Genomic DNA, 25,192 nt, shown 5'->3' on the forward strand with positions numbered 1-25,192 from the left:
AATTATTTACCCTAATTTTTATTGCATTGAATGTCAGATTACTACTATTTTTTATTTTAATTCAGTCTAAATAAGCTTTGAGTTTTTATTAAAGGGTATTATATTTGTCGCTTATTTAAAATAAATCTAAATAACTAACCCATGAACAAAATATTATATGTGATTTTTTTGATAGCATTTCAGGTTGCATTTTCGCAATCAAAAATATCAGGAACTATTGTTTCTGCCTCTAATGAACCCGTGGCTTATGCGCACGTTTTTATACAAGAGACGAAGCAAGGAACTACCACCAACGAAAATGGATTTTTTAATCTAGAACCTGTGGCACCTGGCTCATTTACCATTCAGGTTTCCTTTGTAGGATTTAAATCAGCTTACAAGAGCATAGAGCTTCAACCTAATGAAACCGTTGAATTAACAATCACTTTGCAGAGTGATACCGATTTGGATGAAGTAGAAGTTTTTGGAAGTCGTTTTAAGCATCCTGATAAAATTGAAGCCTTAACCAGATTGCCTTTGGAACCTTATGAGCAAATTCAAAGTATCTCCATTATTTCAGATAAATTAATAGAACAGCAAGGGAATTTAAGCATTTCTGATGCTACGAAAAACGTACCTGGTGTTTATACATTTGCTACCTATGGTAATAAACGTGAGAGTATGAGCTCCCGTGGGTTTAGGGGAATTCCCATATTAAAAAACGGAGTTCGTGTTAATTCTGATTTTCGCGGCGTTGGTGTGTTAACAGATATGCAAGGCATTGATAATATCCAGGTATTAAAAGGAACGGCATCCATTACACAAGGGGTTGCTACAGATTTAGGAAGCCCTGGAGGCGTTATAAATATGGTAACTAAAACTCCCAGATACTACCATGGTGGCGATGTGTCTTTACGTGTGGGTAGTTTTGGACAAGTACGGACAACATTTGATGTTTATGGCCCCATAAATACACAGAAAAATTTAGCTTTTAGAATTAACGGTGCTTTAGAAAGAGCAGATAGTTATCGTTCTTTAGTTTCTTCGGAGCGTTTTTATATCAACCCGTCATTAGAATGGCGCATTAATGATAAAACCAAAGTTACGGTTGAAATGGATTATTTTGATGATAGCCGGACACCTGATTTAGGTACGGTTAATTTGGGTGAAAATGATGTAAATGCCATTTACGATTTACCCTATAATCAGTTTTTAGGATTTGAAAATGATCGTTCTATTACACAAAACTCCACTTATTCTATTCGTTTAGATCATAAATTAAGTGATAAGTTAGAATTAAAAGGTGCTTTCTTCACATCGGGATTGGATTTGAATGATAAAGGTGCTGGCCTCGGAAACGTTGTGTCCGTAGCCAATGAACCGCAGTATCATATTCGTGAGCGTAGTTATAGTACATCAACCCGTTCCGATAACAACAGTGTGCTGCAATTTGATTTAATTGGAGACGAATTAGAAACAGGAAAAATTAAGCATACCTTTCAAGTTGGGTTTGACTATAGAACCTCAAAATATGCCACAACATCACAATCCGCTGGTGTTGTAGATACCATTAATGTATATCAAAATAACACCCATACTTTGCCTAGTTTAACTTTAGGCACAACCGGTTATAATGGCGGTGAAACACGAGCTTTAGGTTTAGTGGCGCAGGATGTTATTTCTTGGAATACCTGGTTAAAAACTTTTTTAGGCGCTCGTATTAGTAGTACAGAAACAGTTGGAGATGTGGAAAACACGCGAAGCACAGCCTTTAATCCGTTGTTTGGTGTTATTGTTAGTCCTTTAAAAAATGTGAATGTCTTTACTTCGTATACCAATAGTTCTTATCCAAGAACAGCTGCTAGGTTGGGTGAAAATGGCGAAGAATTGGGTAATGAGCGCTATGATCAGTTGGAAGCTGGTATTAAAACAAATTGGTTAAATAGTCGCTTACGTTTCAATCTAACGTATTTCAAAATAAACAATAAGGATATTAACCTTCCCGTTTATGATGCTTCTTGGTCTACTATTTTATATTATGAAAAGGGAGGAAATGATCAACGACAAGGAATTGAAGTGGAATTAACGGGGCGTATATTAGAGAATTTTGAAGTTATAGCCGGTTACTCTTATATTGATGCAGAATATAAAGAACACACCTCCTTTGTTTATGGCTCTTCACCATTAAACACCCCAAATCATACATTTAATTTATATGGTAATTATACGTTTAAAGGTCAATTGGAAGGTCTGTCATTAGGAGCGGGCGCATATTATACAGGCGAACGTCCTGTTAACGATTGGTCTTCTGGTGCTGTTACGCATGAAGGTATTGTACCAAACCAAAAACCGTTTGATGTGGATGCCTACACCTTGGTAAATATGCAAGCCGCCTATACGTTTAATAAACATTGGCAAGCGCGATTCCTTTTAAATAACGTCTTTAACGAAATAGGGTATAATACCTATAGAACCCGTTATATTAATCAAACGGATCCACGAAGTTTTGCCGTTATATTAAATTATAGATTCTAAAATACACAAATTATGACTATAAAAAAGCCGATGATTCTATAATCATCGGCTTTAATTTTTTACTTGTTCGTGTTTTGTGAACGCTTAAAGTATTCGGGTTTCTTTCTGAATGTTATCTTATTTTTTAACGTAAATATTAGTCTGCTAGGTGTTAAATAATAAGTTCATTTAAAAACGGCAATCTATTTATGTTTTGATGCCGTTAATTCTGCAATTTTACAAATTACTTCTGTTGCTTTTATCATACTTTCTACAGGCACATATTCATAACGTCCATGGAAATTATGGCCACCTGCAAAAATATTAGGGCATGGTAATCCCATATAACTTAATTGCGAACCATCTGTACCACCACGAATAGCTTTAATAAGTGGTTTAATACCTAGTTGTATCATGGCTTCTTCAGCAATATCCACAATATGCATAACAGGCTCTACTTTTTCTTTCATATTGAAATATTGGTCTTTAATTTCAATGGTAATAACCTCCCGGCCGTATTGCGAATTAATTTCGATGGCTAACTTCTCCATCACTTCCTTTCGGGCCTCAAAATGCTCCTTGTCATGATCCCGAATAATATATTCTAATGTGGTTTGATCCACTTCGCCCGTCATGGTGTGTAAATGAAAAAAACCTTCGTAACCTTCCGTATGTTCTGGTGTTTCTAATCGCGGTAACGAATTAATATATTCCGTAGCAATATACATGGAGTTTACCATTTTACCTTTAGCATAACCCGGATGTACTATTTTACCCTGAATGGTTACCACAGCCCCAGCAGCATTAAAGTTTTCGTATTCTAATTCGCCAACTTGACTACCGTCCATGGTATACGCATAATCGGCACCAAATTTTTGCACATCAAATTTATGCGCACCACGACCAATTTCTTCATCGGGTGTAAAGCCTACGCGAATTTTCCCATGCTTAATTTCAGGATTTTTAATGAGGTATTCCATAGCCGAAACGATTTCGGTAATCCCAGCTTTATCATCAGCACCTAAAAGTGTTGTGCCATCCGTAGTAATAAGAGTTTGCCCTTTATATAACAATAAGTCCTCAAAATAATCAGGTGAAAGAACAATGTCTTTTTCTGCATTTAAAACAATATCCTTGCCGTTATAATTCTCATGAATTTGGGGTTTTACGTTGGCACCCGTAAAATCTGGCGATGTATCAAAATGCGATATAAACCCAATAGTTGGCACCTCATGATTTACATTACTTGGAAGCGTTGCCATAATGTAAGCGTTCTCGTCTATGGTAACGTCTTGCATCCCAATGGCTTTTAGCTCTTCAACTAAAGCATTTGCCAAATCCCATTGCTTGGCAGTACTTGGTGTGGTATCTGAATTTGGATCGGATTCGGTATCAACTGTTACGTAGCCTACAAAACGTTTTATAATATTTTCCTTTGATATCATTTGAAATGAATTTGAATGTTTTACAAATATGGCTGCAAATTTACGATTATTGAAATTTTTATCATTTGAATTGCGCAATTTTTTATTTAGAATTACTTTTGTGCAAACATTGAAACATGTACAAAGTACTCCTCCGACCTTTATTTTTTCTTTTCGACCCCGAAAAAATTCATCATTTCACATTTTCCTTAATTAAAACAACCTCTAAAATACCTGGAATGTCCGCTATTTTTAGACGTCTTTATGTTATTGAAGATGCCAAATTAGAACGCCAAGTTTTTGGGCTTACTTTTAAAAACCCTGTGGGATTAGCAGCTGGTTTTGACAAAAATGCCGTTTTGTATAATGAATTGGCGAATTTTGGTTTTGGTTTTATTGAAATAGGAACCGTTACACCAAAAGGGCAGGAGGGAAACCTAAAAAAACGTCTGTTTCGTTTAAAGGCGGATAAAGGCATTATTAACCGGATGGGTTTTAATAACGAAGGTCTTGAAGCAGCTATTGCACAATTAAAAACCAATAAAGGAAGGGTGATAATTGGTGGGAATATTGGGAAAAATACCCAAACCAAACCCGATGATTACACCAAAGATTACCTTAGCTGTTTTAATGCGTTACATCCTTACGTAGATTATTTTGTACTAAATGTAAGCTGTCCTAATGTTGGGAGTCATGCCAAATTGAATGATAAAGACTATTTGTTGGAATTGATAAGTACTGTTCAAAAAGCAAATACAAGTTTTAATAAGCAAAAACCTATTTTACTTAAAATAGCGCCAGATTTAAATACCACGCAATTAGATGAAATTATTGAGCTAATTGCTGAAACGAATTTGGATGGGGTTATAGCGAGTAATACGTCTGTGGATAGAAGTGGTTTAAAAGCATCACCGGAATTGTTATCAGAATTTGGAAATGGCGGATTAAGTGGCCAGCCCATTAAAGACAAATCTACTAAGGTTATAAAATATCTTGCCGAAAAGAGTCGTAAAGCATTTCCCATTATTGGTGTTGGCGGTATTCATTCAGCTCAAGACGCTTTAGAGAAAATAGACGCTGGTGCTGATTTGGTCCAAGTCTATACAGGCTTTATTTATGAAGGACCTAAATTGATAAAATCCATTAACAAAGCATTATTAAACAAAAAAACACGCATATAGCGTGTTTTTTTTGTTTTAAACTGAACTTACATTTTTATAAACTTCTTAATGACTTTGTTACCATTTAGGTTTAGGGATAAAAAGTAGGTGCCAGGTGTTAATGTAGAGACATCAATCATATCCTTCAGGGTTCCAGATGTTACTATCTGCCCTAACATATTTGTAATATTATATGTGACCTCATAGCTATTATTAGGTAATTTTACGTTCAAGGTGTGATCCTGAACCGGATTTGGAAAGATACGAACAGAATCTGTGTTAAATGTTTCTCTACTCAAGGTGTTTTGAATAAGGATATTATCTATGGCAATATCGCTACTCCAGCTAGAACCTCTAATAGCTCTAAACCTGAAACGTACCGTTTGTCCAGCATAGCTGGCTAAATCTACAGATCTATTTAAGTAGGGGTCAGCATTTGTGGATTGTTGTTGACCAATAAGTGGCGGCGTAATATCATTTATAAATCCAGAACCTGTGTCAATATCTACATGAAGTTCGCCCATTTGCGGACCAAACATGTGGTAATCAAATTCCAAGACAGCATTACCTATATTCATATCAACACAAGGTGTAATATACTCGGCTACTTCACCAGCTACAGCATTGGATCCTTCTACAAAAATATAATTGCCAGAACCCGAAGCATCGGTTAGGGGACCACTACCCGTTGAAGGCGTTGTACCTGAATTTAAAACCCAAGTAAAACTAGCGGTTGTATTGGATTTAACCGTCCAGCCACCTTCTGTGATGTCCGTGGTTGAATCGAAATTACGACTTATGGGAAGGGTTTCTGTTGCACCAACTTTTATATATTCAACATAACTTTTAGAAATTGTGTTTTGCGCGTTGGAAACCGTTAATTTAACATCATACAAACCTGGGGTAGTATAGGTATGGGTTGGGTTTTGGCTTGTATAATCCGTAATGTCATCACCATCAACATCCCAAGCCCAACTTGTTGCTCCACTTGAAGTTTCAGAAAATGCAACGGTCAATGCGCTTTGGCAGCTTTGGGTTACATCTGCCGTAAAATCAACGTCAATACTAGCGCAATTAAAATTATTTCGTGTTAAGGTATATGTGGCATACATTCGGGCGTATTGTTGAGGTGTAAATTCTGTGCGGCATTCTTTTCTCGAGTAGGACATAACATTGGATGTCTGTGGTACATAAGAATCGCCATTGGCATCAAGATCAGTTCCGGTATATGTACATGAGGAATTAACGTTGGAATAAGACAGCGTTGGATCTGCGGGTGTATCACAAATATAATCACCTTCTGTTGAACAATTTGATCCGTCTACAAGCTCATTAGGTGTTCCACCATGGGTATGTCGTAAACTAAAAAAATGACCCATTTCATGGGCTAAAGTACTGCCGTTAATGGCACAGGAGTTTTTCATCAAAATCGTATCAGCTCCTCCAGGGTAATAGGCGTAACCGCAAACGGAATCGCCAGCACTTACTCTTGTTACAGAGTTTGTGAAGTAAATATTGATTAAACCGGGAACGCTATTAGCCGAAGTTAAAACAGCTTCTTGATCGTTTTGAAAATCATAATAGGCATCGCTATCGATGTAGTTTATACCATCGCATACAAAAAACTCTAAATTGGCATTGGCATAAAAACCGTTCATGATTGCCATGGCATCATCTAATTCTGTTGTTGATAAACCACCAGATCCGGCAGAGGTTCTAATAATATGCACCTTAACAGGGACAGATGTTATAGGGTTGGAAGCGCGAAATTGCGCATTGTTTAAAAAGTTTTCTTCAATCTCTAATATCTGCTGTCTATTGTTTTCAAAGAATTGTAAAGATTCTGCAGTCTCCATAGTTCCACAGTTTTGTTCTTGTGAAAATGCTGAAATTTGAAATAAAACGACAACAAGTAAAAATAAGGTTGATTTTGTTTGTGTAAAAGTAGGCATAAGCTAAATGTTTCTTAGCCCGCAATATAAAAAAAAATAACAGGTAAAATGATTTTATAATGACGCCCCGTTTCTTTTAACTATTTTTGACTTCTAAATTTTTAACACTGAACCACGATATTCTCATATCTTTTATGCTTGCAACGGCAGCTTTGGCTATTTCGCCAGGGCCGGACAATATTTATGTGTTAATGCAAAGTATAACGCATGGCAAAAAGTTTGGTTTAGCAACTGTTTCTGGGTTAATTTCTGGTTGTATTATTCACACCACCCTTTTAGCTTTTGGTGTTTCGGCCGTGATAAAGAATAACGATACCATATTTTTTATAATTAAATTATTTGGTGCAGCTTATCTGCTTTATCTCGCCTTTCAAGTTTTTAAAAGTTCTGGTGATTTAAGCATTTCTGAAACACAGGTTCCTAAAAAGTCTGTGGGTCAATTATTTAAACAGGGTTTTATAATGAATGTATTAAACCCTAAGGTGAGTATTTTCTTTTTAGCATTTTTTCCAGGTTTTCTTTTTAGTGATTTGCTGTCAACGGTATGGCAATTCTATATTTTAGGATTTTTGTTTATGGCCGTGTCCTTAATTATTTTTTCTGGAATAGCTATTTTGGCAGGCTCTATTTCGGTTTACATTAAAGGGCATAAGCACATTGGACTGTATTTAAAATGGCTTCAAATTGTGGTGTTTATAGGTATTGCTATTTTAATTTTGTGGTAGTTTTCATGAAAACATTTTTGTAGATACAATTCTTTAGTATCTTTGAAACCCATGAGTAAACTAGTTAAAATTATTGAATGCCCAAGAGATGCCATGCAAGGCATTAAGGCTTTTATTCCTACAGAACAGAAGGTACAATATATTCAATCGCTTTTGCGTGTTGGATTTGACACCATTGATTTTGGCAGTTTTGTTTCGCCTAAAGCCATTCCTCAAATGGTAGATACTTCCGAGGTTTTAGCGCAATTGGATTTAAGTAAAACGACGAGTAAACTATTGGCTATTATTGCCAATACACGCGGTGCTCAAGATGCCTCTAAACATGCACCCATTCAATATTTAGGGTATCCATTTTCAATCTCTGAAAACTTTCAGATGCGAAACACCCATAAAACCATTGCCGAATCTGTAGTAACCTTACATGAAATTTTAGAAATAGCTGATGCATCCAATAAGGAAGTTGTTGTTTATATTTCCATGGGATTTGGTAATCCATATGGTGATCCGTGGAATGTGGATATTGTGGGTGAGTGGACTGAAAAATTGAGTAATATGGGTGTCAAAATTTTATCGTTAAGTGATACTGTAGGAACGTCTGACCCTGAAAACATTGACTATTTATTTTCTAATTTGATACCTAAATATCCACAAATAGAATTTGGTGCTCATTTGCATACCACACCTAATAGTTGGTTTGAAAAAGTAGATGCCGCCTACAAAGCGGGTTGTATGCGGTTTGATGGTGCTATTCAAGGTTTTGGCGGCTGCCCCATGGCTAAAGACGATTTAACAGGGAATATGCCCACCGAAAAATTACTGTCTTATTTTACCACACAGAAAAAATCAGATTTAAATGCTTTATGTTTTGAAAGCGCTTATAACGAAGCCACTAAAATATTTAGCATCTACCATTAATTTTTTTTTAAAAAATACGTTTCACGTTTTCAGCGACTTACTACTAAGTCGCTATTTTAATTTAAAATAAATCTAAATAAAACTTGCCGTAAGTAAAATTGCTTATCACTTTTGCACTCGAAAATTTAACTATTTGTATTAAATCTAAATAAACGATGAAAAAATTACTACTAGGAATAGCTATGTTAACAAGTGCTATTACATTTTCACAAACCGTTCCAGACTCTTTAAACATTAGTCCAAAAGATCAACAAAACTCTGCACAACGTATTTTGTCCGGAAATGTTAGTTATGGGGTTACAGTAGGCGGTTATGGCGAAGTGACTTACAACCAGCCGGATGGTGATAACGGGGAATTAGATGTTCAGCGTTTGGTGTTATTATTTGGGTATAAATTTAGTGATAAGGTTCAGTTTGTTACAGAAGTAGAACTGGAACATGTTGAGGAGGTTTTTGTGGAGCAAGCTTTTTTGCAATACAGCATAGCGGATAATGTGAATTTAAGAGGTGGTTTGATGTTAGTGCCAATGGGTATAGTTAATGAATACCATGAGCCAACCACTTTTAACGGGGTAGAAAGACCAAGCATGGATAAAAGCATTGTGCCCACTACATGGCGTGAAATTGGTGTGGGTGTTTCAGGGCGTTTTAATGATATTTCTTTAGGATATCAGGCTTATATATTCAATGGATTTAAATCTGTAAACTCTGATGGAGACGGTGTTATTACTTCCGGAAAATTAGGTGGAAGCAATGGTATTCGTGGTGGCCGTCAAAAAGGAATTCAATCAACCGTTAATTCTCCTAATTTTTCTGCTAAATTAGATTATTACGGATTGCCAGGATTGCGTTTAGGACTATCTGGATATTTTGGAAAAACACAGGCACCTGATGATGTAGATATGCTGGATGGCGCAACCGTTGGTATGAGTATGGTAGGTTTTGATGCCCGATACGCCAAAAAACGTTTTGCAGCTCGCGGTCAGTTTATTTACGCGAACCTAACCGATACGGAAGCTTATAATGTGGCAACTGGTAGTGATTTAGGAAGTGCCTTACAAGGTTGGTATTTAGAAGCAGCTTTTAACTTATTACCTCAAACTAAAAAGCAACAACTTTACGCTTTTACACGCTATGAAGATTATGACACACAAGCCTCTGTAAGTGGTGATTTAGTCAGAAATGACGCTTATAATAGAGATGAATGGACTTTTGGTTTAAGTTATAAGTTAACCCCAGGTGCTGTTGTGAAAGCCGACTATCAAATAAAAAATAACGCTTCAGAATTTGAAACACCCAATCAGCTAAATGTTGGAATTGGTGTTTGGTTTTAAGCCGTTAGTTTATTGATTTAGTTTTTATTTGTCTTTTAGCTAAAGTAGGTTGGTAAACCACTTTAGCTATTAGGCATTATAGTCATAAAATGCGCTTAGTATTTTTAGTATCTTTGCCCTATGAATTTAAAAATTGCGAGTATTATCATTTTATTAGGTTTGTCTGTTGGTCTATCCAAAAGCATTCAGAAAAAAGTTGATGCCGAAATAGAAAACACATTTGACATTGAAACTTTTTCCTTTAAGGAAAAAGTAATTTCACCTAGCGTGGCGAAAACATTACCAGCTACTTTTGAAACGGATAATTTTTTTGAAATAACAACTGAAAATAAATTACTAGGCTACGCCTATGTTAATAAGGCGCCAAGTAAAACCGATGATTTTGATTATTTGGTATTATTGGATACGGATTTGGTAATTGTTAAAACAAAAGTACTGGCGTATCGTGAAGATTATGGAGGCGAAATAGGCAGTAAACGTTGGCTTAAACAGTTTATTGGGAAAACCCAAAATGATGAACTAAAATATCAGCAGAATATTGTGGCTATTTCAGGTGCTACTATTTCTGTTAGATCTATGACCAATGCGGTGAATAATCTTCTCAAATCGCTTAAAATACTTCGTTCTAAAAACATACTATAACATGCAACTTAACGGCCTTATCTATTCCTTTCCAAAAGAAATTAAACTGCTAATTGGGGCCTTTGTAATTGTGTTAAGTGTTGGTTTCTACACCGGGTTATTATTTGTTTCAGAGACCTCCTCGACGAATCCTAATGGGATTGAAGAACAATATTTAGGTAATGAAAATGATGAGTCTGCTACTGTTATGAAGTTTAAAAAAAGCGAAAAGGAAATGCTCACATTGGTTCATAACCATATACTGTCCATGTCGTTAATTTTCCTTTTAGTCGGTTTAATTTTGAGTACCACAGAACTTAATACGAAACTTAAGACTTTATTACTTGTTGAACCGTTTATTTCCGTGCTCTTAACCTTTGGAGGTTTGTATTTCTTGTGGTTAGAAATTTTTTGGATGAAATACATCGTCATGCTTTCTGGGTTTTTAATGACCTTAACGTACACAATTTCCATTTTAATTATTTTAAAGCAACTCTTTGTTTCTAAAAAACGGGTTCTTTAATTTTTTCTTGTATTTTGCTTTATATTTTTAAATCGTTTTAATGATTAAATATTGCTTTATACTCATAAGTCTGTTGCCTTTAATAAGCACTGCTTCAGAATGGCCATGCCTAAAAGTTTATCAACAAGAAACGGGACAATCTGTGTTATCTGAAAAGGATTGGTTAACATCAGACAGGCGGAAAAACACCCACGTCTGGCAACAAGCCAATACATTTAATTTAGAAAATCAATTAGCTTCAGAGTACAGCACCATAAAGCAACGACGTGATTTTTACCAATGGTATTATATGGCAATATCTGACAAAGGACACGAGGTTGTATGGCCAAAAATGGCACATTATATTTCAACCAAATTACGTTTAACCAAAGCATTTCCATTCACTATTTTTACTAATAAATCCATTAAATCATATGCCAATCAAGGAAGTGAAACGGTTTTTAGGCAAGTATTTTCAAGTTTAAAAACGCTTTATCATTCGGAAGCCATTTTAAAATCGGAAGCCGCTTTAGCTTGGGATGAAACTATATTATATAAAGAGCAGTGGGATTGGATCCAACCTATTTATAATGATATTGATGAAAACACGTTAAAAACCATTGAAAAAATGGCAAAAGGTAACGGATTTTATAGTTTGATGGTACCGAAAGCCATTCGATTTGAAGGCGATATTTCTAATCAGAATTCACGGTATCAGTATGCTTTAAACCATTTACGTATGTATTGTAAAAAACGCTATGAATAATTTATAAGAAACTTAAAACAATTTTCTTTTTATAAATTGTATATTTGCACGCAATTATAACTGTAATTGCATCATGATAGCACACACCAACAAAATTTTAGGAGAAGGATTAACGTATGACGACGTTTTATTAGTACCAGCGTTCTCTGAAGTTTTACCTCGCGAAGTCAGCATTAAGTCCAAATTTTCAAGAAATATTACGTTAAATGTACCTATTGTATCCGCTGCTATGGATACGGTAACCGAGAGTAAAATGGCTATTGCCATGGCGCAAGAAGGTGGTATTGGCGTACTTCATAAAAACATGACTATTGAGGCACAAGCATTTAAAGTACGGAAAGTAAAACGTGCCGAAAGTGGCATGATAATCGATCCGGTTACCTTGCCTTTAACGGCCATAGTTGGTGATGCCAAACAAAATATGGCGGAATATAGTATTGGCGGAATTCCTATAGTTGATGACCATGGTGTTTTAAAAGGTATAGTTACCAACCGGGATTTGCGGTTTGAAAAAAACAACGACCGTCCCATAATAGAAGTTATGACTTCTGAAAATTTGGTTACAGCCGAAAAAGGTACTTCTTTACAAGACGCTGAAGGTATTCTCCAAGAAAATAAAATTGAAAAACTTCCAGTAGTTGATGATAACAATAAATTGATTGGGTTAATTACGTTCCGTGATATTACGAAACTGACACAAAAACCAAACGCCAATAAGGATTCTTTTGGTCGTTTACGTGTAGCCGCAGCTATTGGTGTTACGGGTGATGCCTTAGCACGTGCCGAAGCATTAGTGGCAGCTGGTGTTGATGCTATTATTATTGATACGGCTCATGGACACACTAAAGGTGTGGTAACTATTTTAAAGCAGGTAAAGGCCAAGTTTCCACAATTAGATGTGGTTGTTGGAAATATTGCGACACCGGAAGCGGCTAAATATTTAGTAGAAGCCGGAGCAGATGCGGTTAAAGTTGGTATTGGACCTGGATCTATTTGTACCACACGTGTGGTGGCAGGCGTTGGATTTCCGCAATTTTCAGCAGTTTTAGAGGTGGCAGCAGCTATAAAAGGTACGGGTGTCCCAGTAATTGCAGATGGCGGAATTCGTTATACGGGAGATATTCCAAAAGCTTTAGCAGCAGGAGCGGATTCTGTTATGTTAGGATCGCTTTTAGCAGGAACTAAAGAGTCGCCAGGCGAAACTATTATTTATGAAGGTCGAAAATTTAAGTCCTACCGTGGTATGGGTTCTGTAGAGGCCATGAAACAAGGAAGTAAAGATCGATATTTCCAAGATATAGAAGACGATATTAAGAAATTAGTACCTGAAGGTATAGTAGGGCGTGTACCCTATAAAGGGGAATTGCATGAGAGTATTCATCAATTTGTTGGTGGGTTACGAGCCGGAATGGGATACTGTGGCGCCAAAGATGTGGAGACGTTAAAAGAGACGGGGCGATTTGTGAAAATAACAGCTTCCGGAATCAATGAAAGTCATCCTCATGATGTTACTATTACAAAAGAATCGCCTAATTACTCGCGATAACTAATCGTTTTCAGAATCCTTTTTATACGCCTTGGAATTTGCCTTTATCAAGAGAAACGGCACACCCAATAAAGTGGCTATAATAATGCCATAAGCACCTATTTGTTCATTGTCCAACCATTTGGAAAGTGCATAGCCTATAAGTATAATGCCAGCCATGCTATACATGACTATGGCAAACAAGCGTGCTATTTTTTCAATATTATAAGTTGCTTTTTCGTCATCAGACATGGTGTTGAAGCCTGCAATTAAATCGTAGAATTTAAAGTTGTAGACTAATATGGCACAAATAATAAATATAGCAGCTGTTAAAATCATAATGTTTCGGTATAAAGTTGACCACGATGAGGTTTTAATGCATCGCGAATGGGTTTCATGATATTTTCGGGAACCACCATAAACGCAATGGCATGCATATCATTCTCGGCATGAAAACCTGTGATTTCTAAATCTAATTTTTGACTTTGAATGTATTCTTTTAAATGAATTTCATGATGTTCTGCAATTTTTAAGGCATCTGGCCCTCTAAAATCCCAAATTAATTTTAAATCTCTCATGGTGCAATTTTAGATTAAATATCGTTTAAATAGAACAAATTTCATATTAAAATTTCACTTTTTGTATTATTTTCAATAGCTTAGTGAATAGATTTTTACCTAAAATAGCGCATTATGAAATCCAAGGTAACGACCGATTTTAAAACGGGACAAGCCCAAATTTTTAAGAACCCTTTTTTAGAACGTTTAACGAAAACGGATCCTGTATCCAATATTGTAATTTATGGACTAGTAATTATTGGCTTAAGCTATTTAGCTATTCAAATTATTGGTTTACGTGTTTTTCAGTTTGTGGGTCTATTTGTTTTGGGAGTTTTATTCTGGACATTTGCCGAATATGTTTTACATCGGTATGTATTTCATTGGGTAACCGAAGCCAAATGGTCCCAACGGTTTCATTTTGTTATGCATGGTGCTCATCACCATTATCCAAAAGATGAAGAGCGTTTACTTATGCCACCTGTTCCCGGAATTATTTTAGCATCCTTATTATTTGGTTTCTTTTTTACAATATTCTGGTTGTTAGGTATAACCAATTTAGTTTTTGGTTTTTTTCCTGGCTTTTTTGTGGGTTACTTATTATACTCTTTTGTGCATCGTGCTACCCATGTTATGCGTCCGCCTAAACGGTTTAAAAACCTATGGCATCACCATAGCTTGCACCACTATCAATACCCGAATAAGGCATTTGGTGTTTCTAATACTTTTTGGGATCGCGTTTTTGGCACGATGCCACCAAAAGCTCGCCGAATTAATAAAAATTAAGATTTCAAATTCTTCATACGTTGCAGAAGTGTTGGGTGTGAATAGTGCATAAACACATACGCCTTGTGTGGTGTTAAATTGCTCAAATTATTTTTTGATAACTTTTTAAGCGACGTTATTAGCGGATCTGCAGCATAAGTGTTTTTAGCATAATTATCCGCTTGGTATTCAAATTTTCGGGAGAACCAATTCATAATTAATCCGGTAATTTCGGAAATAGGACTATACAATAAACCAAAGGCTATTAAACCAACATGAAAGCTAAATATTTGAACACCTAAGGCATTTGATAAAAGCGGATTTGAAATAAAAATTGATAGAATATATAGCGTTAATCCAGTCAGCAAAATGGACGTTACCAAATTGAAGATGATATGTTTCTTTTTATAATGACCGACTTCATGTGCCAGAACAGCAACAATTTCTTCGTCATCTAAATCGTTGATTAAAGTGTCATAAAGTGTGACGCGCTTTTCACTTCCAAAACCTGAAAAATAGGCATTGGCTTTGGTACTTCGTTTGGAGCCATCAATCACGAAAATTTTATCTAAAGTAAAACCGACAGTTTCTGCATAAGCCGAAATTTTATCGCGTAAATTACCATCTTCTAAAGGTGTTTGTTTATTAAAAAGAGGTACAATGAGTCGTGCGTAAAACATATTCATGAAAATGGTGAAAAACGTAACCAGTCCCCAAGCATACAACCAAAAGTATGTTCCTGTTGCTTGATAAAACCAAATAATTAGTGCTAAAATACCACCTCCTAAAATAGCCATCATAAGTAAACCTTTCAATTTATCTAGTATAAACGTGCCTTTAGTAGTTTTATTAAACCCGAATTTTTCTTCAATCACAAAGGTTTGATAATAGGCGAAGGGTGTGGTTAAAATATCGCTCCCAATCATAATAATTCCAAAGAATATTAACGCGATGATGATTGGATTTTCAGAATAGCTTCTCGCTACATTATCAATAAATTCAAAGCCATCAAAAAATAGAAACGCTAATGTAAGTACAAGTGAAAATGTGGATGTTATAATGCCGAATTTGTAATTGGTTTTTTTGTAGGCCTGGGATTTTTCATAATCTTCGGCATTGTAAACATCATCTAATTCTTCTGGAATAGGATCGTTATACTGTTTGGCATTTAAAGCATCGAGGATTTTATCGACAAGAAAATCTACTATAATGATGGCTATGATGATGTAGAATAGGGTGGTTGAAGTCATGTATTGAGTGGTTCTATAAATTTGGAGTTGTCATTTCGAGGAATACGAGAAATCTCGTGAATTTGAGATTCCTCACAGTTGTTCGGAATGACAGGCTATTTAAAATTTCGCTGTCGTTTGGCTTCAAAAATAAGAATTCCTGCGGCAACAGAGACGTTCATGGAATCTATTTCGCCTTGCATGGGAATAATAATATTTTGTGTAGCCGCATCGCGCCATTCTTGACTTAATCCTGTGGCTTCTGTGCCAACAATCAAGGCCGTTGATTTGGTGTAATCTAGAGTATGATAATCTACAGATGCTTGCAAAGCTGCACAGTAAATAGGAATCTGTTTTTCTTTTAAAAATGCAATAATTTCTGAAGTGGAACCCATAGCAATTTGGTTTGTAAATACGCAACCAACGCTAGAGCGTATAATATTTGGATTGTATAAATCCGTTTTTGGGTTGGCAATTATTACTAAATCTACATTGGCGGCATCAGCAGTTCGCAATAAAGCACCAATATTACCTGGTTTTTCTGGTGCTTCAGCAACGAGGATTAAGGGGTTTTCTGTTTTTAAAGTTATAGATTCTAAAACATGTTCTTTTGTTTTCGTAACTGCCAAAACACCTTCAGTCGTATCCCGATGCGCTAGTTTTTGATAGACATCTTTGGACACCTCAATACGATTAACAGAATCCTTCACTAACTGATCCAGATCGGTTTCAGAAAATAATTCTGGATAAAATAAAATAGTGTCTAAATGATAGCCACCTTTTAGGGCTAGACCAATTTCCCGAGCACCTTCAATTAAAAACAATCCAGACTTTTTTCGAGCTCTAGATTTTTCTTTTAAAAGCACTAATTCTTTAATGTAGGAATTTTGTGTGCTAGTAATCTGTTTTATCATAAATGCAAAAATACATAATTCGATTGTTTATTAATTTTAAAAAAGCCTCAATTTTCATCGAGGCTTTTTATTTATGGTAATAATAGGTTACTGATTCTTATACTTTTCAGAATAACGTCTCCATAATTCTGTTTGGTGACTTTCTAAACTTATTTCACGACCTTGGATAAAAGCTCGTGTTAAAATATTGGTGCGCATATCCAAAGCATCACCTGCACTAATAAAAAGTGTGGCATCTTTTCCTGCTTCTAAAGTACCAACAAAGGCATCAATACCTAGTATTTTAGCGTTGTTAGATGTGATTAATTTTAGAGCTTCTTCTTTATCCATCCCGTACGCCGCGCAAGTGCCTGCGTAGAATGGTAAATTACGTGTTTGGAAGTTTTCCGCATTTCCAACTTGAATGCCTACAAGAACATCTGCGTCATATAAAAGTTTCCCTAATTTAAATGGTAAATCATAATCTTGATCATCATTGGCAGGCAATGTGTGTGGTGTATTAATTAAAACAGGTAGGTTGTTTTGTTTCAATAATCCGGTTACTTTATATGCTTCTGCACCACCCACAATAACTAATTGCTCCATCTTATGATCTTTTGCGAAATGAATAGCGTCTGTAATTCCTTTTTCATCATTTACATGAACAAACAATTTTTGCTTACCATTGTACAAACCTTGCATCGCTTCAAAAGGTAAGTTTATAGGTTTTTTATCACCTTTTAAATAGGCTTTACTGTCGGTAATAAAAGCAGCGACCTCGTTTACTTGTTCAGCATAGTCTTTGTTTGGTTTTAAACCTGCAGGCTCTCCCAACCACCAACGACCTCTAGAAAAAGCACTTGGCCAATTAAGGTGAATAGCATCATCTGTTTTAATAGCAGCATCTTCCCAATTCCAAGCATCCAATTGAACAATGGATGAGGTTCCAGAAATACGACCACCTTTAGGCGATACTTGTGCCATTAACACGCCATTTGGACGCATGGATTCTACGACTTTAGATTCTGTGTTGTAAGCAATTAAACTGCGTACATGTGGAATCATACCGCCAACTTCATCTTGATCGTCCGAAGCTCTTACAGCATCTACTTCTACTAATCCTAAAGCAGAATTGGCCGCAATAAATCCGGGATACACGTGTTTACCCTTGGCATCAATAATAGTCATACCAGAAGTGTTGGAATTTGTTGTATTCACCGATGTGATTTTTCCGTTTTCAAAAACAATCACAGAATTTTCAATGACTTGACCATTTCCAATGTGTGCGGTAGCGCCAACAATAGCAATGGGTTTAGTTTGTTTGGATCCTGGTGTTTGTTGCGCAAAGGAAAAGCTTCCTACAAATAGCGTAATAACAAGGATGTATATAGTATAATGTTTCATCTTATTTTCTTTTAGAGTATTAAATCGTGTCACAATGGAAATGTTCATCTACTTTCTTAACAACGGGTTTGGTTTTTAAACCTTTGTTTTTGGCTTGCAACATCATCGTTGTTAATTCGTTTTTCTCTTGTTTTATGCTTTCGCGAATTTGCTTATCACGATCCATATCAAAATAAACTTTTCCTTCAATTAGGGTTTTTTCAGCTTTGGTGTAAATAGACATTGGGTGGCCGTTCCATAGTACCATATCAGCATCTTTACCAACCTTCACGCTACCAACACGATCATCGATATGTAATAATTTGGCCGGGTTTAATGTCACCATTTTCCATGCTTCTTCTTCACTAACACCACCATATTTGATTGCTTTAGCCGCTTCTTGATTTAATCGTCTAGACATTTCAGCATCATCACTATTAATAGCGGTTACAATACCTTGATTATGAAGTATAGCGGCATTGTATGGAATGGCATCATTCACTTCATACTTATAAGCCCACCAATCACTAAAAGTAGAAGCTCCAACGCCGTGTTCTTTCATTTTATCAGCTACTTTATAACCTTCTAAAATATGTGTAAACGTATTTATATTAAAGTTGAAACGTTCGGCAACTTCCATTAACATATTAATTTCACTTTGAACGTAGGAATGACAACTAATAAAGCGGTCTTTATTTAAAATTTCAACAAGGGTTTCCATTTCTAAATCTTTACGATACGGTTTACCACTTTTCTTTAAAGCTTCGTATTCTTTTGCTCTGGTGAAATAATCCGTATACACTTGTTCCACACCCATTCTGGTTTGCGGAAAACGGGAACGCGAATAATCGCCCCAGTTAGATTGTTTTACGTTTTCGCCCAAAGCAAACTTGATGAATTTAGGACTGTCAGGGAAAATTAAATTTTGCGCTGACTCGCCCCATTTCAATTTAATTATTGCAGAGCGACCACCAATAGGATTTGCTGAACCATGCAAAATTTGAATGGTTGTAACACCTCCTGATAAGTTTCTGTATATGTTTATATCATCTGAATCTACAACATCTTCAATAGTAACCTCGGCGGTGGAATTTTGACCAGCTTCGTTTATCGCTGCTGTTGCAATATGCGAATGTTCATCAATAACACCAGAAGTAATGTGTTTCCCTGTGGCATCAATAACCATAGCACTTCCGGCGCTTAAATTGTTGCCAATTTTAGCAATCTTACCATCTTTAACAAGGACATCGGTGTTTTTTAAAATACCGGCTTCTTCATTGGTCCAAACCGTAGCATTTTGAAATAAAATGGTTTGTTGTTTTGGTCTTTCAGTAAAACCATAGGCTTCATTAGGAAACGTAACTGGAAATATCTTAATATCGGATTTAGACTCCTTATTGTCATCAACGTCGGAGTCATCTGATTTTTCAGCGTCTTTAGACTCCAGTTTTTTAGCATAAAAAGTGGCTTCATTCCCGTTTGGTAAAATAGCAGCCCCACTTATATTTGGAGTGTTGGTAATTTTAGCTGAAAGTCTTACAAAATCTTGTTTTGTGGTATCTATACTGGAGAACGTTAATGCTAACCAATCATCAGTCATTGTAATTTTTGAGCCTAGTTTTTGCGTATCTGTTTTAACCGTTGCTTTTAACTTCGAAATTTCACCAGAAATTTTTAAATCGTATGTCGTTCCGGCAACTTGCAACTCATAATCGCCTCGAATATCTTTTGTGTTCATGGGTACAATTTGGTGCCTGTTACCTAAAACCCAGTTTTCATAAAGCGTTGTTTTGGTATCGAAAATAGTTCCAGACGTAATTAAGAAATTTGCATAAGATCCATTTTTAAGGGTTCCTATGTCATTACTTATTCCTATAATTTTAGCAGGAACGGTTGTTAACGCTGCTAAAGCTGCTGTTTCATCCAAACCGTATTCAATGGCTTTTTGCAAGTTTGGCATAAATTCAGACGGTTTTTTTAAGTCGTGTAAGGTGAGGGCAAATGGCACGCCGTTTTTATGTAAAACAGCAGGATTACTTGGTTTCTGATTCCACTCACGCATATCCGATAAGCTTGCTGTGTTTGCCATGATGGGATCTTCCATATCAAATGCATCTGGAAAATTGATAGGTATAATGAATGATGCATTTGTAGCTTTAATTTCATGAATTAACTCATACTCATCACCACCGCCTACAATAATATATTGGGTGTTTACATCGTCTCCAACTTTGTCCATACGCAAGTCGTTCATTTTACTTCCTGCATGAATAATTTGAACTAAATCTTTATTGTTATTGAACGCTTCTAATGATCGGTCTTTTGTTTCTGATAAACCTTTGGCGTACCAATCAGCATCATAGTTTACTTGTCTAATTAACGCCATAGCTCCCATTAAAGAGGTTGGATATGCTTGTCTAGACGTAACACTTTTGTTGGTTGACAAATACTGTGCAGAACGATCTGATAAAATGCGAGAGGCATCTGTTCCACTTGGGGATAGCGCAATTAAGCTACCTGTTCCACGAATAATGCCATCTGGAATATGGGTGTTTACGGTTCCAAAACCAGCTTCGCGTAATTCGGTTGCTGTTTTAGCATCAAAGGCATAACCTTCAATAGCATTTTGTTCGGGTTTAATATGGTCATTCCAATAGTAACCCTCGCGTGAGGCATCATATTGTGGGCTGTTTGAGTTTTCTGCACGTGTAGGTTTTTTGGTTCCAAACGATGAGTATATATCCACAAATGAGGGATAAATGTGTTTGCCTTCCAGATTGATAACTGTTGTATTTTCTGGAATTTGAACTTGTTTTCCACTAGAAATAACTTTGCCATTTTTAATTAATAATGTGGCATTTTCAAGGGTTTCTGTTGGGGAAATGTGAAGGGTTGCATTGGTGAAAGCATGATAACTATGACTTTCAGTTTTTACACCATCATTTTTTGGGAAATAGTTTTGTGAAAACAGCGTTGTGCTGAACACAAAACACAAAAGCGTAAGGAGTTGTTTCATGGGTTTAGGTTGGTTTCAAATTTAAAAACTTAAATATAAGTAATAAGAAATGGGTGCTAAATGAATTGGATTTTTTTTAACATTTTGTTTAGGATTCCAAAAAGTAATTCACATAAAGGGCTACAACGTAGCTGTAACTTTTCATACCACCTTGTTGGTTATTGGCCTTTAAAAAGGAATTATAAGTTTCTTTAAAAACGGGTTCTGTGATGTTTTGATAACGCCTCCAAAAATCTTGAACTTCTTGATAGTTTTTCAGAATACCTATATTGATGGTCAATAATAGTTCTTGATATTTTTCGGGATTTCGCCTAAAAACTTCCATTAAGCAATGGCGTAACGCGAAGGTTGTTCCACTGTATTTAAAATATGGGTCTGTATGTGACATGGCAGCCAGACTCCCAATAAAATTAGCTTCATTCTCGGCAGCATAACCTAACTGATGCGCAATTTCGTGAGAAACGGTTGTTGGGAATTTATATACGGGAATGAGTGCGTCTACTTGAGCTTCATTGGTTAAAGGATTTAAATAGCCGCTAAATCCCATATACGTTAGCGGTACACTAAACAAGGACATTTTAATACTCTTTGGGTGGTATTCCAAATGTGGATACTGCTTTTGTAATTGTATGTAACCCAAAGGCGCCATGTTTAAAATGTCTTTTTTAGTATAGGGTAGATTTACTTTTACGGTACCGTTAATAGCTACCTTAACATGAAGTGCATTCGATTTTTCTATTAATTTTTCGGTAACCATTATAAGTTCTTCGGTTGAATAATCGGCTTTCAGATTCAGGTTTTTATGAAGCGGTAATCGGTAATAATTAAAAGCCCAAAAAACATGAAAAGCGAAATAGATTAAAGAGATGGTTGCGAAAATATCAATAATCCAATTTTTAAAATCTTTAAAAATCCGTTTTCTAGTTATAAGCAACCAACGGATTATGAAAATGATGGCTGCTGCATAAAAAATATCGCCAAAAGAAAATGGCATCCAACCAAAAACATAACGGGATATGGCAGAAACCCATTGGTAAATTCCATGACTGTAATAGGTTTCTACAAATTCTGGAAATTGCGCCAAAATATTAATAAGGATAATCTGTGGGATAAGCGCGAGCGCTATTAAAAGCTTTGGGTTTTTCTGCATATTTCAAAAATAAGGAATTGTTTTATTACTCTATACATTATAATTACCTTTGTAAAACTTAAAAAATACAGATATGAACGAAGCAATACGAGAACTAGAACCAAAAGCCTTATGGAATAAATTTGCCGATTTAAATGCGGTACCACGACCTTCAAAAAAAGAAGAACGGGTTATTGCATTTATGAAGGATTTCGGTCAAAAATTAGGTCTTGAAACTATAGAAGATAGCGTAGGAAATGTCATTATAAGAAAGCCAGCAACAAAAGGCATGGAAGATAGAATAGCCATTGTCATGCAGTCGCATTTAGACATGGTGCATCAAAAAAATAATGATACAGATTTCGATTTCGACACCCAAGGAATTGATATGTATATTGATGGCGATTGGGTGCGTGCCAAAGGCACAACGCTAGGAGCCGATAACGGGTTAGGTGTGGCTACTATTATGGCCATTTTAGAAAGCACTGATATTGAACATCCAGCAATAGAAGCCTTATTTACTATTGATGAGGAAACGGGAATGACAGGCGCTATGGGACTTGAAGGCGGTTTACTGCAAGGCGAAATACTTTTAAACTTAGACACGGAAGAAGATGATGAAATTGGAGTAGGTTGCGCAGGCGGTGTTGATGTAACTGCTAGAAGAACCTACAAAGAAGAAGAAACACCAGAATTTAAAACCGGGTATGCCATTACTGTAAAAGGCTTACAAGGTGGTCATTCCGGGATGCAAATTCACGAAGGTTTAGGAAACGCTAATAAAATTATGAACCGTTTATTATTTGATGGTTTTGAGAATTTTGGTTTACGTATTTCTGAAATTAATGGCGGTAGCTTACGCAATGCCATTCCACGTGAAAGTCATGCTATTGTTGCCATCGATTCCATTCATGAAGATGCTTTTGTTGCCGAAATGGCAGACTATGCGCAGGTTATTCAAACCGAGCTAAAAACGATGGAACCCGATTTAAAAATTGAAGTTTCCAAAGTAGAAACGCCTGAAACCATTATGGATTTAGGTGTTCAAGAAGGTGTTACGCGTGCATTGTATGCGGCCGTAAATGGTGTGTATAGAATGAGTGCAGATATTAAGGACTTGGTGGAGACCTCGAATAATATTGCCCGTGTTGTTATAAAAGATGGTAATATAGAAATAGCCTGTTTAACACGATCTTCAGTTGAAAGTGCAAAATGGGATTTAGCCAATAGTTTACGAGCTACTTTTGAATTAACCGGATGTGAAGTAGAGTTTTCAGGCGAATATCCAGGTTGGACACCAAATATGGATTCTAAAATATTACAAGTTTTAGAAACGCTTTATATAGATATGAATGATGAAAAGCCACACGTTGCTGCTTGTCACGCAGGACTGGAATGTGGTATTTTAGGTCAGAACTATCCAGAGATGGATATGATTAGTTTTGGACCTAATATTAAAGGAGCGCATAGTCCAGATGAACGTGCCCAAATTTCATCAGCACAAAAATACTGGAAATTTGTTTTAGAGATTTTAAAGAATATCCCGAAGAAGCAATAAAATAAATCAATTAATACCATAAAAAAGCCGCGTTTCTAAACTAGAAACGCGGCTTTTTTTATAGAGTGTTTGGATTATTGTTTTCCTTGAATACCTTCAATTTTTAATTCGAAAATTAAATTTGAGTTTGGAGGAATAGGACCAGAGCCATTTTCACCATATCCTAAATATGAAGGGATAAATACTTTGGCTTTATTCCCAACATTCATATTTAACATGGCTTCTCTAAAACCAGGAACCAATCCAGCAGTTTCATTATAAATCATAGCAAATGGTTTGTAACCACCCTGTGCATCACGTTGTTCGTTATACGCGTTGTTTGCTTTAGCAACTTCGGCCCAGCTTGTATCAAATAAACGACCATCCTCAAAGAAACCAGCATAATTAACTAGTACTTTATCTGCACTTGATGGCTTCGTGTTTTCACCTTCTTCCGTAAAAATCATAACCACGCCTGTATCTAGTTTTTTAACGGTTCCATTTAAGTCTGCATTTTTAGCAATAAATGCTTCTGCAGCCACGCTAGCCGATTCTTTAATTTTTTCGCGAGCCGCTTCTTTTAAAGCTTCTTGCTTTTCTAATACTTTAGGCAGTTCTTCTTTATATACTTCGGCAGCATTAAAACCTTCCGCAGCTTTACCTTTTCTAATGATATTTAATTTTTCAATAATAACTGGTACTACCGGTTTGTTACTTCCTGGTTCCACGGCTACATTAGAAATAGTATCTAATACGTCCATGCCAATAACAACTTCCCCAAAAACAGAGTGCTTATTATCTAAATGCGGTGTTGGTCCTTCTGTTATGAAAAATTGACTACCATTTGTGTTTGGTCCCGAATTAGCCATGGAAAGCATACCTGGTTTTGTATGTTTTAAATCTGGGTGAAATTCATCGGTAAATTTGTAACCAGGATCTCCAGATCCTGTTCCTGTAGGGTCGCCACCCTGAATCATAAATTTATCGATAACACGGTGAAATGTTAAACTGTCATAATAACGCTTTCCTTTATAAGCATCGGAAACATTAGGATGTGTACCTTCTGCTAATGCCACAAAATTGGCAACTGTTACGGGAACTTTGTCGTAAAATAATTTGGTAACCATGGTACCCTTGTTGGTCACAAATTCCGCGTAAAGTCCATCTTCTAAATCAGGATACTGCTGACTGCAAGATGTAAAACTTACTAAAAGTGCCAATACTAATAATTTCATGGTATGTTTCAATGTGTTCATTTTTGAGTTT

21 protein-coding genes are annotated in these 25,192 nt (G+C 36.0%); 11 read left to right on the forward strand and 10 right to left on the reverse strand.

Going from position 1 to position 25,192, the window contains the following annotated elements:
* Nucleotides 1–141: 141 nt before the first annotated feature.
* Complete coding sequence (locus tag ACFPH8_RS09235; RefSeq protein ID WP_376860382.1) at nucleotides 142–2,514, forward strand: TonB-dependent siderophore receptor; 2,373 nt, start codon at nucleotides 142–144, stop codon at nucleotides 2,512–2,514.
* Nucleotides 2,515–2,696: 182 nt separating this feature from the next.
* Here the strand turns inward: ACFPH8_RS09235 and pepT are convergent, their stop codons facing one another.
* Nucleotides 2,697–3,938, reverse strand: a complete 1,242-nt coding sequence (pepT, locus tag ACFPH8_RS09240) for a peptidase T (RefSeq protein WP_376860384.1) — start codon at nucleotides 3,936–3,938, stop codon at nucleotides 2,697–2,699.
* A 116-nt stretch (nucleotides 3,939–4,054) separates the two neighbouring features.
* Between pepT and ACFPH8_RS09245 the strand changes: the two genes are divergently transcribed.
* Nucleotides 4,055–5,098, forward strand: coding sequence for a quinone-dependent dihydroorotate dehydrogenase (locus ACFPH8_RS09245; protein ID WP_376860386.1), 1,044 nt, complete (start codon nucleotides 4,055–4,057; stop codon nucleotides 5,096–5,098).
* Nucleotides 5,099–5,124: 26 nt separating this feature from the next.
* On the opposite strand, the gene ACFPH8_RS09250 is transcribed toward ACFPH8_RS09245, so the two are convergent.
* Nucleotides 5,125–7,029, reverse strand: a complete 1,905-nt coding sequence (locus ACFPH8_RS09250) for a T9SS type A sorting domain-containing protein (RefSeq protein WP_376860388.1) — start codon at nucleotides 7,027–7,029, stop codon at nucleotides 5,125–5,127.
* A 134-nt stretch (nucleotides 7,030–7,163) separates the two neighbouring features.
* On the opposite strand from ACFPH8_RS09250, the gene ACFPH8_RS09255 reads away from it, so the two are divergent.
* The 7 genes from ACFPH8_RS09255 to guaB all read left to right on the forward strand — a co-directional run bounded on the left by ACFPH8_RS09255 (nucleotide 7,164) and on the right by guaB (nucleotide 13,438).
* A complete protein-coding gene (locus ACFPH8_RS09255) occupies nucleotides 7,164–7,754 on the forward strand; it encodes a LysE family translocator (protein ID WP_376860789.1) in 591 nt (196 codons plus the stop codon).
* Between the two features lie 51 nt (nucleotides 7,755–7,805).
* A complete protein-coding gene (locus ACFPH8_RS09260) occupies nucleotides 7,806–8,669 on the forward strand; it encodes a hydroxymethylglutaryl-CoA lyase (RefSeq protein WP_376860390.1) in 864 nt (287 codons plus the stop codon).
* Nucleotides 8,670–8,824: 155 nt separating this feature from the next.
* The gene (locus ACFPH8_RS09265) at nucleotides 8,825–10,003 is read left to right on the forward strand and encodes a hypothetical protein (protein WP_376860391.1); all 1,179 of its coding nucleotides are present in this window, start codon (nucleotides 8,825–8,827) and stop codon (nucleotides 10,001–10,003) included.
* A gap of 120 nt (nucleotides 10,004–10,123) precedes the next feature.
* Nucleotides 10,124–10,645 carry an FMN-binding protein gene (locus ACFPH8_RS09270; protein WP_376860393.1) on the forward strand — a complete coding sequence of 174 codons (522 nt, stop codon included), beginning with the start codon at nucleotides 10,124–10,126 and terminating at the stop codon, nucleotides 10,643–10,645.
* Nucleotide 10,646: 1 nt separating this feature from the next.
* The gene (locus ACFPH8_RS09275) at nucleotides 10,647–11,147 is read left to right on the forward strand and encodes a hypothetical protein (protein ID WP_248395055.1); all 501 of its coding nucleotides are present in this window, start codon (nucleotides 10,647–10,649) and stop codon (nucleotides 11,145–11,147) included.
* 40 nt (nucleotides 11,148–11,187) lie between these two features.
* Entirely contained in the window at nucleotides 11,188–11,892 is a 705-nt protein-coding gene (locus ACFPH8_RS09280; RefSeq protein ID WP_376860395.1) for an Insecticidal toxin complex protein, read from the forward strand.
* A 73-nt stretch (nucleotides 11,893–11,965) separates the two neighbouring features.
* The gene (guaB, locus tag ACFPH8_RS09285; protein WP_376860397.1) at nucleotides 11,966–13,438 is read left to right on the forward strand and encodes an IMP dehydrogenase; all 1,473 of its coding nucleotides are present in this window, start codon (nucleotides 11,966–11,968) and stop codon (nucleotides 13,436–13,438) included.
* On the opposite strand, the gene ACFPH8_RS09290 is transcribed toward guaB, so the two are convergent.
* On the reverse strand, nucleotides 13,439–13,756 hold the full coding sequence (locus ACFPH8_RS09290; RefSeq protein WP_248395052.1) for a DUF3784 domain-containing protein: 318 nt from the start codon (nucleotides 13,754–13,756) through the stop codon (nucleotides 13,439–13,441).
* Nucleotides 13,753–13,995: a hypothetical protein gene (locus tag ACFPH8_RS09295; protein WP_248395051.1), complete on the reverse strand. Its 243-nt coding sequence runs from the start codon at nucleotides 13,993–13,995 to the stop codon at nucleotides 13,753–13,755. Before ACFPH8_RS09295 ends, ACFPH8_RS09290 begins: the two co-directional genes overlap by 4 nt.
* A 114-nt stretch (nucleotides 13,996–14,109) precedes the next feature.
* On the opposite strand from ACFPH8_RS09295, the gene ACFPH8_RS09300 reads away from it, so the two are divergent.
* The gene (locus ACFPH8_RS09300; protein ID WP_376860400.1) at nucleotides 14,110–14,760 is read left to right on the forward strand and encodes a sterol desaturase family protein; all 651 of its coding nucleotides are present in this window, start codon (nucleotides 14,110–14,112) and stop codon (nucleotides 14,758–14,760) included.
* On the opposite strand, the gene ACFPH8_RS09305 is transcribed toward ACFPH8_RS09300, so the two are convergent.
* The 5 genes from ACFPH8_RS09305 to ACFPH8_RS09325 all read right to left on the reverse strand — a co-directional run bounded on the left by ACFPH8_RS09305 (nucleotide 14,757) and on the right by ACFPH8_RS09325 (nucleotide 22,410).
* The gene (locus tag ACFPH8_RS09305) at nucleotides 14,757–15,989 is read right to left on the reverse strand and encodes a M48 family metallopeptidase (RefSeq protein WP_376860402.1); all 1,233 of its coding nucleotides are present in this window, start codon (nucleotides 15,987–15,989) and stop codon (nucleotides 14,757–14,759) included. The two genes, ACFPH8_RS09300 and ACFPH8_RS09305, sit on opposite strands and share 4 nt — an antisense overlap.
* Nucleotides 15,990–16,084: 95 nt before the next feature.
* Nucleotides 16,085–16,882, reverse strand: a complete 798-nt coding sequence (locus ACFPH8_RS09310; RefSeq protein ID WP_376860404.1) for a TrmH family RNA methyltransferase — start codon at nucleotides 16,880–16,882, stop codon at nucleotides 16,085–16,087.
* 87 nt (nucleotides 16,883–16,969) lie between these two features.
* Nucleotides 16,970–18,265, reverse strand: a complete 1,296-nt coding sequence (locus ACFPH8_RS09315) for an amidohydrolase family protein (RefSeq protein ID WP_376860406.1) — start codon at nucleotides 18,263–18,265, stop codon at nucleotides 16,970–16,972.
* Between the two features lie 19 nt (nucleotides 18,266–18,284).
* On the reverse strand, nucleotides 18,285–21,260 hold the full coding sequence (locus ACFPH8_RS09320; RefSeq protein WP_376860408.1) for an amidohydrolase family protein: 2,976 nt from the start codon (nucleotides 21,258–21,260) through the stop codon (nucleotides 18,285–18,287).
* 88 nt (nucleotides 21,261–21,348) lie between these two features.
* The gene (locus ACFPH8_RS09325) at nucleotides 21,349–22,410 is read right to left on the reverse strand and encodes a DUF3810 domain-containing protein (RefSeq protein WP_376860410.1); all 1,062 of its coding nucleotides are present in this window, start codon (nucleotides 22,408–22,410) and stop codon (nucleotides 21,349–21,351) included.
* Nucleotides 22,411–22,483: 73 nt separating this feature from the next.
* On the opposite strand from ACFPH8_RS09325, the gene ACFPH8_RS09330 reads away from it, so the two are divergent.
* The gene (locus ACFPH8_RS09330; protein ID WP_376860412.1) at nucleotides 22,484–23,947 is read left to right on the forward strand and encodes an aminoacyl-histidine dipeptidase; all 1,464 of its coding nucleotides are present in this window, start codon (nucleotides 22,484–22,486) and stop codon (nucleotides 23,945–23,947) included.
* A gap of 74 nt (nucleotides 23,948–24,021) precedes the next feature.
* Here ACFPH8_RS09330 and ACFPH8_RS09335 read toward each other — a convergent pair whose 3' ends face one another.
* Nucleotides 24,022–25,182: a peptidylprolyl isomerase gene (locus ACFPH8_RS09335; protein WP_376860414.1), complete on the reverse strand. Its 1,161-nt coding sequence runs from the start codon at nucleotides 25,180–25,182 to the stop codon at nucleotides 24,022–24,024.
* Between the last annotated feature and the right edge of the window lie 10 nt (nucleotides 25,183–25,192).

It is taken from the genome of Bizionia hallyeonensis (assembly GCF_042657385.1).
Classification (GTDB): domain Bacteria; phylum Bacteroidota; class Bacteroidia; order Flavobacteriales; family Flavobacteriaceae; genus Algorimicrobium; species Algorimicrobium hallyeonense.

Excerpts from the sequence above, each read along its gene's own strand:
- ACFPH8_RS09265 (WP_376860391.1), top strand. The coding sequence starts at position 8,825 with ATGAAAAAATTACTACTAGGAATAGCTATGTTAACAAGTGCTATTACA.
- ACFPH8_RS09250 (WP_376860388.1), bottom strand. The coding sequence starts at position 7,029 with ATGCCTACTTTTACACAAACAAAATCAACCTTATTTTTACTTGTTGTC.
- ACFPH8_RS09255 (WP_376860789.1), top strand. The coding sequence starts at position 7,164 with ATGCTTGCAACGGCAGCTTTGGCTATTTCGCCAGGGCCGGACAATATT.
- ACFPH8_RS09335 (WP_376860414.1), bottom strand. The coding sequence starts at position 25,182 with ATGAACACATTGAAACATACCATGAAATTATTAGTATTGGCACTTTTA.
- ACFPH8_RS09275 (WP_248395055.1), top strand. The coding sequence starts at position 10,647 with ATGCAACTTAACGGCCTTATCTATTCCTTTCCAAAAGAAATTAAACTG.
- ACFPH8_RS09330 (WP_376860412.1), top strand. The coding sequence starts at position 22,484 with ATGAACGAAGCAATACGAGAACTAGAACCAAAAGCCTTATGGAATAAA.
- ACFPH8_RS09310 (WP_376860404.1), bottom strand. The coding sequence starts at position 16,882 with ATGATAAAACAGATTACTAGCACACAAAATTCCTACATTAAAGAATTA.
- ACFPH8_RS09245 (WP_376860386.1), top strand. The coding sequence starts at position 4,055 with ATGTACAAAGTACTCCTCCGACCTTTATTTTTTCTTTTCGACCCCGAA.
- ACFPH8_RS09300 (WP_376860400.1), top strand. The coding sequence starts at position 14,110 with ATGAAATCCAAGGTAACGACCGATTTTAAAACGGGACAAGCCCAAATT.
- ACFPH8_RS09290 (WP_248395052.1), bottom strand. The coding sequence starts at position 13,756 with ATGATTTTAACAGCTGCTATATTTATTATTTGTGCCATATTAGTCTAC.
- ACFPH8_RS09235 (WP_376860382.1), top strand. The coding sequence starts at position 142 with ATGAACAAAATATTATATGTGATTTTTTTGATAGCATTTCAGGTTGCA.
- ACFPH8_RS09295 (WP_248395051.1), bottom strand. The coding sequence starts at position 13,995 with ATGAGAGATTTAAAATTAATTTGGGATTTTAGAGGGCCAGATGCCTTA.
- ACFPH8_RS09315 (WP_376860406.1), bottom strand. The coding sequence starts at position 18,265 with ATGAAACATTATACTATATACATCCTTGTTATTACGCTATTTGTAGGA.
- ACFPH8_RS09320 (WP_376860408.1), bottom strand. The coding sequence starts at position 21,260 with ATGAAACAACTCCTTACGCTTTTGTGTTTTGTGTTCAGCACAACGCTG.
- pepT (WP_376860384.1), bottom strand. The coding sequence starts at position 3,938 with ATGATATCAAAGGAAAATATTATAAAACGTTTTGTAGGCTACGTAACA.
- ACFPH8_RS09270 (WP_376860393.1), top strand. The coding sequence starts at position 10,124 with ATGAATTTAAAAATTGCGAGTATTATCATTTTATTAGGTTTGTCTGTT.
- guaB (WP_376860397.1), top strand. The coding sequence starts at position 11,966 with ATGATAGCACACACCAACAAAATTTTAGGAGAAGGATTAACGTATGAC.
- ACFPH8_RS09280 (WP_376860395.1), top strand. The coding sequence starts at position 11,188 with ATGATTAAATATTGCTTTATACTCATAAGTCTGTTGCCTTTAATAAGC.
- ACFPH8_RS09325 (WP_376860410.1), bottom strand. The coding sequence starts at position 22,410 with ATGCAGAAAAACCCAAAGCTTTTAATAGCGCTCGCGCTTATCCCACAG.
- ACFPH8_RS09305 (WP_376860402.1), bottom strand. The coding sequence starts at position 15,989 with ATGACTTCAACCACCCTATTCTACATCATCATAGCCATCATTATAGTA.
- ACFPH8_RS09260 (WP_376860390.1), top strand. The coding sequence starts at position 7,806 with ATGAGTAAACTAGTTAAAATTATTGAATGCCCAAGAGATGCCATGCAA.